Below are 13,403 nucleotides of genomic sequence, written 5' to 3'. Positions count from 1 at the left end.
GCAATATGTGAAAGTGTTTATTTATTGACTAAATCGTTAATGGGCAGGGAAGGGGCTATACATATTGAAGTCTTGTTACCGGCTTTTGTATTGGGAATGGTAATGAAAACCATCCATAAGACAGGGCGGGTAGAAGAAAATGTGTCCAGTTTTGTTTCTTACTTTTTTATGTTTTTAGTCGGTTTAAGTACCCCTTTGTTTATAGGGATAGATAATACCGCTGCCGGATTTCAGATGCCCGGGTGGGGGATTGTTGCTTTCCATGTGTTTATGGTAACTCTTCTCTCTAACCTGGGAAAAATGTTTCCTTTGTTTTTCTACCGGGACCGGAATATCCTGGAACGTTTGGCACTTTCAATCGGTATGTTTACCCGCGGAGAAGTAGGAGCAGGAATTATCGTAATAGCTTTGAGCTATCAGTTGGGGGGTATTGCCGTTATTGTATCCATTCTCAGCCTGGTATTGAATCTGATTTTAACCGGATTTTTTGTAATAGCTGTAAAGAAAATCTCACAACGTGTTTACGGGATAAAAGAGTAGGAGAGAGGCTTTGAATGTTCAAATGTTAAGGTGTTTAAAAATGCTGATGTTTGAGTGTTGAGGTGTAAAAATGGGTAATGGCATGCCAGTTTGGATACCTGTTCATTTTCAATTTGCTGAAAAAGAAATCCTCACTTCTGATTAAAAATAAACTTATCAGAAAGTTCCGGTAAAATATAAAATAAATCCATTTGAACACTTTTCCCTTTAAACTTTTGAATACTTGAATATTTGTACATTTACACATTCCAATCATTTGTAAGAGGTTTTTTAATCTCTGAACAATTCTATATCTTTGAAGTTCAATTCGAAAGTTATGTCAGGAAAATCGGTTGCAGGTAAAAGGAAAGTCCGGAAGAAAAGTAGAAGGAGGCGTATATGGAAATATATACTGGGGATGATTGTAACCGGAGGGATTTTGTGCGGATTATTTGTTTATTCCGTTTATGCCGGACTGTGGGGACCTATTCCGGATTATCAGGAATTGAAAGAAATACGGAATTATGAAGCATCTGAATTATATAGCGAGGACGGAGAACTGTTGGGAAAATATTTTATTGAAAACCGTACCAATGTAAAGTTTAATACGATTTCTAAAAATGCTGTAAATGCTTTAATCGCAACCGAAGACGTTCGTTTTTATGAACATCAGGGAGTAGATAAGATCAGTCTTTTACGGGTTTTTTTCAAAACTCTTTTATTAGGAGATAAAAGTTCCGGAGGGGGAAGTACACTCAGCCAGCAATTAGCTAAAAATTTATATCCACGTGAAGAACAGCAGGTTTCTTTTATGCCTGTTGTCAAATTGAAGGAAATATTTACTGCTCATCGTTTGGAACAAATCTATTCAAAACCGGAAATTCTGACACTTTACTTAAACACGGTAGCTTTTGGGGAGCGTACGTATGGGATCGAAAGTGCTGCACAAAAATATTTTTCCGTATCTGCATCCGATTTGAATATTCCTCAGGCGGCAACTTTAATCGGGATGTTAAAAGGACCTTCCTGGTATAATCCACGTTTACATCCAGACAGGGCTTTACAGCGCCGGAATACGGTTATCAATCAGATGGTAAAATATGATTTTCTCAATGAAGAGGAGGGAGAGGAAGCAAAAGGGGAAGAGTTAGGCCTGCATTATAAAGCCGTCAATCATTACACAGGACTAGCTCCTTATTTAAGAGAAAAGATCCGGCGGGATGCTTCGGAAATTATTGCGGAATACAATGCAACTCACGGAACTGCTTATAATTTATATAAGGACCGTCTTCTGTTGACGACAACTATAAATGCAGATATGCAGCGGTATGCGGAGAGGGCAGTAAAGGAGCATATGAAAAAACTCCAGCATGAATTCTATAAGAATTGGGAGAACAGAGATCCCTGGTACAATAAACCTCAGGTGTTGGAACAGGCCATCCAAAATAGTCCTGTATATCTCCGTTTAAAAGAACAGGGATATGGAGAGCAGCAGATTACAGAAATGATGAATCGTAAAAAGCCGATGATGGTATATAGTGCCTATCAGGGAGAAGCTTCGGTTGAGATGTCTTCCATCGATTCTCTGAAACATTATCTGAAAATTCTGCACCCCGGAATGATAGCCGTAGAGCCGCATTCCGGCAAGATACGGGTATGGGTGGGAGATTTGGATTACAAATATTTTCAGTACGATCAAGTGGAGGCCCCCCGTCAGATCGGCTCTGTTTTCAAACCGGTAGTATATAGTGCAGCTATTCACAATGGAGCTCGTTTGGATGCCTATTACAAGAATGAACAGAAAACGTATAAAGAATACGATGACTGGACTCCCCGGAATTCCGATCGGGATTATACCGGTTACTATACATTGAAAGGGGCTTTGAGTAAATCAATCAATACGATTGCTGTAGAAGTGTTGTTGCAGACAGGCATAGAGAGAACAATTGTACATGCCCGGAATTTGGGAATTAAGTCCGATTTACCTCAATATCCTTCGCTCGCTTTAGGAAGTGCGGATATTCCTTTGTCAGAAATGATATTACCTTATATCTGTTTTGCCAATGGAGGGAAGAAAATAAATCCGTATTATTTAGTAGAAATTAAAGACCAGGCGGGAAATGTACTTTATCGGGTTCCGGAAGCGGAAGCAAAAGAAGTTTTACCTCCCGATGAAGCTTATGTTATGAGTAACATTTTGTCGGCAGTGATCAATGAAGGGACGGGGCGAAGTTTGAGAAGTACATACGGCTTAAAAAATGATCTGGCAGGAAAAACGGGAACGACTCAAAATCAGGCCGACGGATGGTTTATAGGTTATAATCCTCGTATCGTAGTCGGTATACGGGTGGGAGCGAATAACCGGAATATACATTTCAGTTCTACCCGTTTAGGACAAGGAGCCCATATGGCAATGCCCATATTCGGTTTGTTTATGCAGGAATGCTTGAAGGATCCGGCCTATGCCCGTTGGGAAACCCTTTCTTTCCCCTTGGTTCCGGTGACGGAACAGCATGCTTTGGAAACGCCTGTTTTTCAGGAAAAGATGAATGTATTTGAACGGATCGGGAATAAAAAGTTGAAAAAAAGAGCATTGATTCATCCTACTGATACTGTAGTGAAAAAGGAAAAGAAAGGTTTTTTCCGGAAAATCGGAAATCTTTTCCGGAAGAAAAAAGAAGAATAAATAATTTTTAAAAGGATTTTTCAATTTTCTCCCAGCTTATGTGTTTAATACTATGGGAGAACCATACTATACCTCCCCATAGAAAAAGAATCCCCAGGGGTATTCCATACAGAAAATTTTGAAGTTCCCTGTGGAGGAAAACGAATACAAGACTCAGTAAAGTCACTAAGAAAGAATAGAGGAGTATTTTCCCTTTTCCGGAACTGTTTCTTTCCCGGGCAAAGGGGAAGAAAGGGGATATTCTCAATATCACTCCCAGGATAGTACAAGTAATCACACTGAAAATAAACAGGATATCGTCTAAAAGTCCTATTCCTCCGATACAGAGAAAGAGAATACCTATACAGCCGTAAAGAGGAAGAAAATATTTAATATACACGGCTTTAAAAGCCCCTAAGATAAATTGCCCCGGATTGATGAGCGGACGGGCCTGGTAAATCCACAATTGATTACCCGATTCGTTGTATTTCATACTGTCCGTAATCATAAAGGCGGCCATAAGCGATAAATAAAGGGGCATATACAGAAAGGGAGAATTCCTGTCTGTATCAGAAAAAGAGATCAGCTGAATGACGGTAATAGCCAGAATATAGGTGACAGCAGGTACGATTGCTTCTTTAAATTTGCGGTTTCCGGAAGTGAGTCGCCAGCTAAGCATAAAACCGGATTTTTGTAAAGGATGACGGGTAAACAGAGTGGCCAGCAAATGAGCCGTTTTTTCTTTTTTCACCTTTCCCCTTTTCGTCTGGAACTGATTCCCCGGACCAGCGAAACGGGTTGTGAAATAAGGAGTGAACCATTTAAAAGAAATATAGGCAGCACAGAGGGGAACAAAGATACCCAATCCACTATAAAACCAAAGACAGGTATTACTGGAAAATGCCAGTAAACTTATGGATGTGAACCATACAGGCGGTAACAGGATAGCCTGTAACGAGAAGGAGGAGAAAAGTCCGCTAGAGAAATGGAGTGGCAAATGTACTAAAAACTGATAACTGCAAACGACTAAAATGACCATTCCGATCTGTATGTAACTGAGGATATTCTGGAATTTTTCGTTTGACGAAAAACGGAGGCAACCGATATAAACTGAATTTGTGATGAGTAAGGCGAACAAACTGTTACAAAAGGCCGATAAAAGAAAAAAGAGTCCCGTTGCCAATCCTTGCTGAATCCCGATACGAAACAAAGGGATAAGGGCAGCGCAGAGGGTTAGAAAAAGCATATAAAAGCCTAACGTAATCAGTTTGGCCGTAGAAAGAGTGAGGGGGGATACCGGCATGCGGGAGAGAATATGGTTATCTCTGGGATCAAAAAGCATTTGGGAATATTCCGATAATAAAGAGAGAACCAGCATTACTAAAATCATGGAGTGAAATAAAAGAATGGCGGTCTGCAGATCGCTTTTGGAGTAGGTCATGAAGAAAGATACAGTTCCGAAAAATAACATGCTAAATCCTTGCTGCAGGAAAGCGGAATTTATTTTTTGAGGATTTTTCCCCCTGATTCTTCGGGAAGTTCTGTTATCTACCGTTAATTTTAGGCGAATAATGGCTGTCATCTGCTTATAATCAACGCCCATAGCAGAAAATAAAGGATACAGAGGTTTTAGTAAAGCCAGCAAAAAACGGATCATTGGTTTTCTTTTTCGAATACGTGAATGATTTTTTCAGCTTTTTCTATCGGATTAATCATACCGGTTCGTTTGGAGAATAAATGTTCCAGTGATGTGGAATCAGATTCTTGTTTCAAAGCTTCAATTGTTCCGTCTGCTATAATTTGCCCTTCGTTCAATAATATAATCCGGGAGGAAATGCGTTCAACAACATCCATAAGATGAGAACAATAAAAAATTGTTTTTCCTTCTTTGGAAAGCTGGGAAATCATTTCTTTTACCATAATGACAGCGTTGGCATCCAGTCCGTTTAAAGGTTCATCCATAAAGAGGAGATCCGGGTGGTGTAAAAGGCCGGAGATGATATGGATTTTTTGTTTCATTCCTTTTGAAAAATTGAGCATACGGTCGTTACGGAAATTCTTCATTTCAAATAATTCCAATAAATCGTAACTTTTCTGGCGGGCGACATCCGGAGAAAGTCCGTATAAGCTGGATGTGAATTCCAGATATTCCATAGGGGTGAGTTGCTCGTACATTACGGCATTTTCCGGAATATAGCCTATCCGTTTTTTTATAGCTGTATCCTCTTGCCTTAAATCGTGTCCCAAAATATGGATATCTCCTTCAAAATCGTGTAATACTCCGCACAGTATCTTTACAGTAGTAGATTTCCCGGCGCCGTTGCTTCCTAAATAACCGATCACTTCCCCCGCCTTAACTTCCAGGTGGATACCTTTTAAAACCTCTTGATTTTTGAAGCTCTTCTTCAAGTTATGAATTTGAATGACAGGATTTTCCATTTTCAAATCAATTTATCCGGATTTTTTTTAATATAATCGCTCCAGTTTTTGCATTTGGAACTGCCTGTAGAGGGCAGACTCCCCTGTAGGTGATGACAGAATGCAATAGCTATGGCGTCGGTTTCGTCTAAATTTTTAGAAGTGGTACGGATTTCCATGAATTTACTCAAAAAGATAGAAATTTGTTCTTTGGAAGCCATTCCGTTGCCGGTAATACTCATTTTGATTTTTTTGGGAGCATATTCAAAAATAGGAATATTGCGTTGAAGGGCTGCTGCAATCGCTACTCCCTGGGCTCTTCCTAATTTAAGCATGGATTGTACGTTTTTACCGTAAAATTGCGATTCTATAGCCAGTTCGTCCGGATGGTAGCTATCAATAACTTGCAGCGTACGTTGAAAAATACGCTGGAGTTTTAGATAAGGGTCTTGAATTTTATCCATGTCCAGAACGCCGGATACGATGAGCCGGGGTTTGAGTGTTTTGCCTTGGGTACTGATGATGGCATAGCCCATAAAATTTGTACCCGGGTCTATGCCCATAATTAATTTTTCCATTTTCTTAAACTTCAATAGAGCACAGCACTGCCGATAAGAGGTATAGCTATATAAAATTCTGCAGGGACTACTGTTTAATGTTCCGCTTCTCCTATTTCTGTCAATGTGCTACTGAAACAAAGGTAATAATTTTTGTATTTCCCGTTGATTTTTTCTTGCACCACAGGAAGATGAACCTGCACGAAATGGTTTAGAGCTTCCGGATTGCCAAAAATCAATTGTAAAGAATACGTTTTTCCCTCCGGTTGATCAATAGAAACTTTGGTAAATAGAATATCTTGGGTCAATTTATTTTGACGCAGGTAAAGAATATAGTGTTTCTGTATAAAAGAAATCCATTCCTCTTCTATGGTCTCGTCTACAATAAAGGTTGTGTTAAAGACAATGCGCATATTCATAAAGAGTTATAGTCGCATAATACGGACTAGAGAGCGAAAAGGTTGCGTTTATTCCGGAGGCGGTAGGAAGTAAACTGCCTCCGGAAAAATATTTTTTATTTAATTAATCCGGTTCCCATAAACGGCTGTAAAACTTCCGGTAGGCGAATGCCTTCAGTGCATTGGTAATTTTCAAGCAAAGCTGCAACAATGCGGGGAAGGGCAAGAGAACTGCCATTTAAAGTATGTACCATACTGTTTTTTTTCTCTCCTTTTGCCCGGTAACGTAATTTTAAGCGATTCGCTTGAAAATCTTCAAAATTGGAGACAGAACTTACCTCCAGCCATTTTTCTTGGGCTTTGGAAAATACTTCGAAATCATACGTCAGGGCAGAGGTAAAACTGATATCTCCTCCGCATAAACGGACGATACGATAGGGAAGTCCCAATTTGATCAGCAGTCCTTCCACATGTTTTACCATCTCGTCCAGGGCTTCATAAGATTTTTCCGGTTTGGTTATTTGTACAATTTCGACTTTGTCAAACTGATGAAGACGGTTCAATCCGCGTACGTCTTTTCCGTAAGAACCCGCCTCCCGTCTGAAACAAGGGGTATAAGCAGTATTCTTAATCGGTAATTGTTCCCCGTCCACAATCATATCCCGGTACAGATTGGTAACAGGCACTTCCGCTGTCGGAATCAGATAGAGTTTGTCTTCATTCACATAATACATTTGTCCGTCTTTGTCGGGAAGCTGTCCTGTGCCATAACCGGAGTCAGCATTCACCATAAGGGGAGGCATCACTTCTTCATAACCGGCTTTAATATTTTCCTCCAGAAAGAAATAAATCAGGGCTCGTTGTAAACGGGCTCCTAAACCTTTATATACCGGGAAACCTGCTCCTGTAATTTTTACTCCGGTTTCAAAGTCAATTAAACTGTATTTTCTGGCTAATTCCCAATGGGGCAGATCGTTTTCATGACGTTGAGGAATATTATCCACAATTTTAACAATCTGATTGTCTGCTTCTGATTTTCCTTGAGGAACCGAAATATGCGGCATATTGGGGAGTCGCAATAATATTTCTGTCAGCTCGTTGGTAAGGGCATTCAACTGTGGAACCAAAGCGGCAATTTCTTCTTTTAATTCCGTCGTTTCCAGGCGGGCTTTTTCGGCTTCTTCTTTTTTCCCATTTTTCATTAAAGCTCCGATTTCCCGGGCAATATTATTCATCTGGGCTTGTTTCGATTCCGATAATTGTTGTATTTTTTTCCGTTCCCCGTCCAGGGCGATAATTTTTTCTATGAGCTCACGAGCATCGAAATTTTTTACGGCCAGGCGTTCGATGACAATTTCTTTGTTTTCCTGGATAAATTTTAAATTTAACATAACTATTTAGATTTTGTTAATAGTACCTGAAAAGTCACTTTCCCTCAAAAACGAATTTAATCCGATTGACTTTTATTTTCAGGCATTTCCGGTTCCGAAATATTCAAGCTCAGGGCAATAAATCTTTGTTTTCGCTACTTCCTCCAGGAACACTTGCCCCTTATTTTCAAACTGTAAATATATAAAAAAACTCCTGTATTCATACAGAATACAGGAGCTTTTAATAATTTTTATTCGTCCTTATTCAGCTACCTTTTCTGCAGAAACGATAGGCTTAATGGAAACATAGGATCTGTCTTTTTGTTTTTTTGTAAAAACTACTTCCCCGTCAACTAATGCATATAAAGTGTGGTCTTTACCTATACCTACATTTTGTCCCGGATTATGTACAGTACCTCTTTGACGAACCAGAATATTACCTGCTTTGGCTATTTGTCCGCCCCAGATTTTGATTCCTAATCGTTTACTTTCGGATTCACGGCCGTTCTTGGAACTACCGACACCTTTCTTGTGTGCCATATTTTGAAATTTTTAAGTTTACAAATTGTTTACTAATCATTCCTCTCCGGAATAAAAAATCAAGCGTTGATCGCTTCGATCTGAATCTGCGTCAGGCATTGACGATGCCCGTTCTTTCTCTTGAACGTTTTCCTTCTTTTCTTCTTAAAGATAATGACTTTATCAGCTTTGACGTGAGCCAATACTTTTGCGGTAACTTTTGCGCCTTCAACTTTCGGCGTACCGATCTGAATGTTACTTCCGTCTTCTACCAGAAGTACATTATCAAATTCTACCTGAGCGCCTTCTTCTGCCTCAAGTCTGTGGACATACACTTTACGGTCTTTCTCAACTTTAAACTGCTGTCCTGCGATTTCAACAATTGCGTACATTGTAAATTGTTTTAATGTTAGTACCATGGGGTGGGTATTTATCCGCTTATTGTACCCCTGAGGAAAAATTTGTGGTGCAAAAGTAGTATATATTTTTTTATAATCAAAGAGTTTCTTTTCTATTTTTTATAACTCCCGGGGCCGGGGGTAGGTGCTATATTTTCGAGGCCCGGAAATTATATAAATAGAAGCAGTAATTTATAATAAATTTAAGAAAAAAATATTTATAAAAATTTATTTTTGTTTTCAATTTTAAACTATATACAGCGTATTACGGAATATTAAAGAGAAAAAATATAATTTTTAAAGAAATTAATTATTTTTTACAATATGAAGGCATTTTTTTTATGTATGTTTTTGGGGACCCTATTGTGTATGCAGGGAAAGGCTCAATTATTAAACGGGCAGATAACAGATGAAGAAGGGAGAGTGATAGAGGGGGCTACTCTTTATGTTCAAGAGACGATGCAAGGGACGGTAGCGGATGAAAACGGGCATTTTCAGATTCATCTGGAAGAAGGGGATTATTGTATAGAAATAAGTGCGTTGGGTTATGAAAAGCAATTCTTAAAATTATTAATCTCGGGAAAAGAAACGGTTTTATATATTCGTTTGAAACCGATAAGGTATATGCTGAAAGAAGTGAAAGTGACGGGTAAGGGAGAAGATCCTGCTTATTACATTATGCGAAAGGCGATTGCCAAGGCTCCTTATCATCGTCTTCAAGTGAAGCGGTATTTCTCCGAGGTGTATAGTAAAGGGAATTTGCGGATAGATAACCTTCCCCGGGTGTTGAAATGGGGTAAAACAGGCAGGGAAGTGTTTGATACGATAAGAGGAAAGACTTTGTTGATGGAATCGGTTATGGATATTGAATTCCGGTCGCCGAACATTTACAAGCGCAATATTTTGGCTTTTAATACTACGATTCCGGAGGATATAGAGCCTAAGAGGACATTGAATATTGTAACCTCTTCTATTTATGATCCTGATATTTTAGGTATAGCTTCTCCCTTGTCGGCCGGAGCTTTTTCTTCTTATCGGTTCCGTTTAGAGGATTCCTACCGGGAAGGGGAAAGAACCATTAACAAAATAGAAGTAAGATCGAAAATAAAAGATAACCGTTTATGGAATGGCTGGATTTATATTGCCGATGAGGACTGGAGTGTAGTGGGTTTTGATTTTGCCTATGGAGTGCAAGGTTTTTCGGCTCAGATACAAGTCGGATTTAATGAAATAAAGTCTGCCGTTTTCCTACCGACATCTTATAATATAGCTGTCGGTATGGATATAATGGGATTAGAGGGAGAGGCTAAATATTTTTCTTCATTGAAATACAAAACGGTGGAAGTGGACACAGTACAGCTGGCTTTGGCAGCAGGGGATACAATCGTGAAAAAAAGGACGGTAAGCCGGAAAGAGCAAAAAATACTCCGTAAAATAAAAGAAATAGCTGAAAAAGAAGATTTATCCAATCGTCAGGCTTACGAACTGGCCCGTTTATCTCAACGTTTGCAGGAGTTACCTCAGTCTGATTCTGTTTCGCCTTTTCAAACATATTCCCGGCGTTTAAAGGATTCGGTGACAGTTGATTCTATGGTACGGCAAAGAGATTCCCTGTATTGGCAAAAGATCAGGACAGTTCCTTTACTGGGAGAAGAAATAAAAAGTTACGAACGGAAGGACAGCTTGCGGAAATTTATGGAAAGGGTATTTGGTCCTTCGGATACAGTACCTGATAAAGCAGATATTATATTTTTTAAGGTTCTGTTAGGAGATACTTTTTCTTTGGATAAAAAAAAGAGGTTAGCATTGGAGATTGGCGGAGTTTATGAAGCTTTTCCACAGTATAATGTCGTTGACGGACTTTGGGTGGGGCAGGATGTAAAATTAAATATCTATATGAATAGAGGAAAGAGAATAAGTTTTGGTCCTTCTCTTTATTATGGAACAGCCCGGAAAGTGTTATTATGGAAAATGCAGGCGCAGATGCTTTATGCTCCTATGAGGCGTGGGCAATGGGGAATAGAGTTCGGGGAGATGTCCGAAGATTACGGGCATGCCGGAGAAGGAACCTTGTTTGAAAATTCAATTTCTTCCTTATTTTTTAAAAAACTCAGGAAAAATTTTATACGTTTTTACGAGAAGCGTTTTGTTTATCTGAAACATTCGATTGATCTTGCAAATGGTTTGACTTTTACTGCGGAGGAAAAATACGAGAAAAGGAGTTTGTTAAGAAACCATATTTCGAAGAAAAATATCGAGCCCAATGAGCCTGTTTTAGAGGGAGGGGTCAATATGCCGGAAAACAAATCGCTGACCGTCGGAGTTCGTTTGGAGTATACTCCTTTTTATTATTTTACTGTGCAAGATCAGCTGAAAGTATATGATCATTCAACCTGGCCTACCTTTTCCCTTGGCTATACCATAGGATTGCCGGCAGATGCCCCTCATACAAGTCGTTTTCAGCGGTTGGACCTGGGAGTAAAGCAAACGATTAAATTGGGATTATTCGATTATCTGTCTTATACTGTCAATGCAGGTCAATTTTTATCGCGTAAAGAAATTTATTTCCCGGATTATATGCATTTCACCACTATCGGTTGGTTGTATAGTGCCGATCGTTTTTCGGAAGACTTTTTTTTAGGACAATACTATTCCTGGCATACGAAGGATAAATGGTTGAGGGGAGCTGTGAATTATACGTCGCCGTTTTTATTTCTAAAGCGTTTGCCGTTTATGCAGAATCTGATGTTTGATGAAGGAATTCACGGTCGTTATTTGTGGACACCCGAAATTGGAAATTACGTGGAATGCGGGTATTCTATCGGATTACAGGAATATACCCGTTTTGGGGTGTTTGCCGGTTTTAATCGTCATGGTTACCAGGAAATCAAAATAAGACTTGCTTTACCGCTTCGGTTGAAAGAAGTAAAAAAAATAATCCGGAACTATAAGTAACGACTTCATTCAGGAAGAAACGGAGCAGTTTAAGAAGAGAAGAATGTAAAAATCCCGTACTTTTTCGTAAATTTGAACCCGAAAGCAAATGCGAAATAAGTTTTGTTGCCTATCGGAAGAGTATAGAAGAAGGAATAGGAAACAAAAATTCCATGGGTCGCTAAAAGGAAAAAATAGATATATGAAATATTTGGCACGTTTTATCATGTGGCTAGCCGGGTGGAGGTATAAGGGAGAAATCCCTCAGGTAAAGAAGGCGGTGATTATTTCCGTACCTCACACCTCTAATTGGGATTTTGTATGGGGAGAACTGGCTTTTCTGAGCCAGGGCATTCCGGCTTATATTTTAATGAAAAAAGAATTTTTCTTTTTCCCTTTAGGGTTATTATTAAGGGCTTTGCGTGTCATTCCGGTGGATCGTGGGAAGAAAGATAGTCATTTGGTTCAGCAGATGATAGAAGAATTTAAGAAGCGGGATTCTATGTATTTATGCATTACTCCCGAAGGCAGCCGGAAGAAAAGGAAAAAATGGAAGAAAGGATTTTTAGTGATTGCGAAAGCAGCCGGCGTACCGGTATATTTGGGACGTATTGATTATAAAGAGAAATTTTGTGAGGTTGGTCCTCTTTTTTATCCGACAGCTGATGTGGACGCAGATTTGGGCTATATCATGCAAACCTATAAAAATGCTCATCCGAAGTATCCCGAACAGTTTTCTTGGGGAGAGGAATAGAAGGGGGAATAATTGGTTTTATAAATTTATATCGAATGAAAATTGCATTATTACAATCGGCTTTAATATGGGGGAATGTGGAGGAGAATTTAAGGCATTTTGATCAGAAGCTGACCCGGAATTTAGATTGTGATGTGATCCTTTTGCCGGAAATGTTTCCCTGTGGTTGCATGATGGTAAAAAAAGAAAAAAGTCTTGCAAATGCGGAAAAAATAAAAGTTGCTTCCTGCTACGGTGAGATTTGCTGCCGGATGTCGGAATGGGCTGTACGGCAGAATGCTCTTATTATGGGGAGCACGGTATATGAGGAGAGAGGGTGTTTTTACAATCGCCTGGTTGCTGCTTTTCCCGGGGGGGAATATCAATACTATGACAAAAGGCATTGTTTCCGGATGGGGGGAGAAAATGAACATTTTACTCCGGGAAATAAACGGTTGAGTTTGTTATTCCGGGGCTGGAAAATAGCTCCGTTTATTTGTTATGATTTGCGATTTCCGGTGTGGAGCCGGAATACGGATCATTATGATCTGGCCGTATATATAGCTAACTGGCCTGAATCGCGGAGAAAGGTTTGGCAAAGTCTGCTCGTTGCCAGAGCTATAGAGAATCAGGCATACGTTGCCGGAGTAAATTGTGTGGGAACAGATAACGGAGGCTTGCGGTATGCCGGGGATTCTGTTGTGATAAATGCCCGCGGAGAAGTGTTGGGTGAAGGAAAAACTTTTGAAGATCAGATAATTATAGCGGAAATAGATAAGGAGGAATTGAATCATTTCCGTCAGAAGTTTGCTGTATTGGACGACCGGGATGCTTTCCGGTTTGAATAAGGGTATACGAATGAGAAAGACAGCAGAAAAGTGAGCTGAATAAA

The 13,403-nt window shown here is 39.5% G+C and carries 11 protein-coding genes and 1 pseudogene; 5 read left to right on the top strand and 7 right to left on the bottom strand.

Features of this window, described 5'->3' with window-relative positions; genetic code table 11:
• A pseudogene (locus tag Q0465_RS13650) lies at positions 1-540 on the top strand (sodium:proton antiporter); the annotation flags it as partial.
• A gap of 316 nt (positions 541-856) precedes the next feature.
• On the top strand, positions 857-3,205 hold the full coding sequence (locus Q0465_RS13645) for a transglycosylase domain-containing protein (protein ID WP_298616921.1): 2,349 nt from the start codon (positions 857-859) through the stop codon (positions 3,203-3,205).
• Positions 3,206-3,212: 7 nt separating this feature from the next.
• Here Q0465_RS13645 and Q0465_RS13640 read toward each other — a convergent pair whose 3' ends face one another.
• From Q0465_RS13640 to rplU, 7 genes are all read right to left on the bottom strand, one after another.
• A complete protein-coding gene (locus Q0465_RS13640; RefSeq protein WP_298616920.1) occupies positions 3,213-4,841 on the bottom strand; it encodes a hypothetical protein in 1,629 nt (542 codons plus the stop codon).
• Positions 4,838-5,623, bottom strand: a complete 786-nt coding sequence (locus Q0465_RS13635) for an ABC transporter ATP-binding protein (protein ID WP_298616919.1) — start codon at positions 5,621-5,623, stop codon at positions 4,838-4,840. Before Q0465_RS13635 ends, Q0465_RS13640 begins: the two co-directional genes overlap by 4 nt.
• Before the next feature lie 2 nt (positions 5,624-5,625).
• Positions 5,626-6,180, bottom strand: coding sequence for a crossover junction endodeoxyribonuclease RuvC (gene ruvC / locus Q0465_RS13630; RefSeq protein WP_298616918.1), 555 nt, complete (start codon positions 6,178-6,180; stop codon positions 5,626-5,628).
• 74 nt (positions 6,181-6,254) lie between these two features.
• Positions 6,255-6,572 carry a DUF4286 family protein gene (locus Q0465_RS13625; protein ID WP_298616917.1) on the bottom strand — a complete coding sequence of 106 codons (318 nt, stop codon included), beginning with the start codon at positions 6,570-6,572 and terminating at the stop codon, positions 6,255-6,257.
• Positions 6,573-6,673: 101 nt separating this feature from the next.
• Positions 6,674-7,948, bottom strand: coding sequence for a serine--tRNA ligase (serS, locus tag Q0465_RS13620; RefSeq protein ID WP_298616916.1), 1,275 nt, complete (start codon positions 7,946-7,948; stop codon positions 6,674-6,676).
• Between the two features lie 240 nt (positions 7,949-8,188).
• Positions 8,189-8,467, bottom strand: a complete 279-nt coding sequence (rpmA, locus tag Q0465_RS13615; protein WP_298616915.1) for a 50S ribosomal protein L27 — start codon at positions 8,465-8,467, stop codon at positions 8,189-8,191.
• 59 nt (positions 8,468-8,526) lie between these two features.
• Positions 8,527-8,838, bottom strand: a complete 312-nt coding sequence (gene rplU, locus Q0465_RS13610) for a 50S ribosomal protein L21 (protein WP_298616914.1) — start codon at positions 8,836-8,838, stop codon at positions 8,527-8,529.
• A gap of 330 nt (positions 8,839-9,168) precedes the next feature.
• On the opposite strand from rplU, the gene Q0465_RS13605 reads away from it, so the two are divergent.
• From Q0465_RS13605 to Q0465_RS13595, 3 genes are all read left to right on the top strand, one after another.
• Entirely contained in the window at positions 9,169-11,799 is a 2,631-nt protein-coding gene (locus Q0465_RS13605; protein WP_298616913.1) for a DUF5686 and carboxypeptidase regulatory-like domain-containing protein, read from the top strand.
• Positions 11,800-11,980: 181 nt separating this feature from the next.
• On the top strand, positions 11,981-12,532 hold the full coding sequence (locus Q0465_RS13600) for a 1-acyl-sn-glycerol-3-phosphate acyltransferase (protein ID WP_298616912.1): 552 nt from the start codon (positions 11,981-11,983) through the stop codon (positions 12,530-12,532).
• A 35-nt stretch (positions 12,533-12,567) separates the two neighbouring features.
• A complete protein-coding gene (locus Q0465_RS13595; protein ID WP_298616911.1) occupies positions 12,568-13,359 on the top strand; it encodes an amidohydrolase in 792 nt (263 codons plus the stop codon).
• Positions 13,360-13,403 lie beyond the last annotated feature (44 nt).

It is taken from the genome of uncultured Odoribacter sp., from assembly GCF_937966165.1.
Lineage (GTDB): Bacteria > Bacteroidota > Bacteroidia > Bacteroidales > Marinifilaceae > Culturomica.
This window is presented reverse-complemented; position numbering and strand designations above follow the sequence as displayed.

Excerpts from the sequence above, each read along its gene's own strand:
- Q0465_RS13645 (WP_298616921.1), top strand. The coding sequence starts at position 857 with ATGTCAGGAAAATCGGTTGCAGGTAAAAGGAAAGTCCGGAAGAAAAGT.
- Q0465_RS13640 (WP_298616920.1), bottom strand. The coding sequence starts at position 4,841 with ATGATCCGTTTTTTGCTGGCTTTACTAAAACCTCTGTATCCTTTATTT.
- Q0465_RS13635 (WP_298616919.1), bottom strand. The coding sequence starts at position 5,623 with ATGGAAAATCCTGTCATTCAAATTCATAACTTGAAGAAGAGCTTCAAA.
- ruvC (WP_298616918.1), bottom strand. The coding sequence starts at position 6,180 with ATGGAAAAATTAATTATGGGCATAGACCCGGGTACAAATTTTATGGGC.
- Q0465_RS13625 (WP_298616917.1), bottom strand. The coding sequence starts at position 6,572 with ATGCGCATTGTCTTTAACACAACCTTTATTGTAGACGAGACCATAGAA.
- serS (WP_298616916.1), bottom strand. The coding sequence starts at position 7,948 with ATGTTAAATTTAAAATTTATCCAGGAAAACAAAGAAATTGTCATCGAA.
- rpmA (WP_298616915.1), bottom strand. The coding sequence starts at position 8,467 with ATGGCACACAAGAAAGGTGTCGGTAGTTCCAAGAACGGCCGTGAATCC.
- rplU (WP_298616914.1), bottom strand. The coding sequence starts at position 8,838 with ATGTACGCAATTGTTGAAATCGCAGGACAGCAGTTTAAAGTTGAGAAA.
- Q0465_RS13605 (WP_298616913.1), top strand. The coding sequence starts at position 9,169 with ATGAAGGCATTTTTTTTATGTATGTTTTTGGGGACCCTATTGTGTATG.
- Q0465_RS13600 (WP_298616912.1), top strand. The coding sequence starts at position 11,981 with ATGAAATATTTGGCACGTTTTATCATGTGGCTAGCCGGGTGGAGGTAT.
- Q0465_RS13595 (WP_298616911.1), top strand. The coding sequence starts at position 12,568 with ATGAAAATTGCATTATTACAATCGGCTTTAATATGGGGGAATGTGGAG.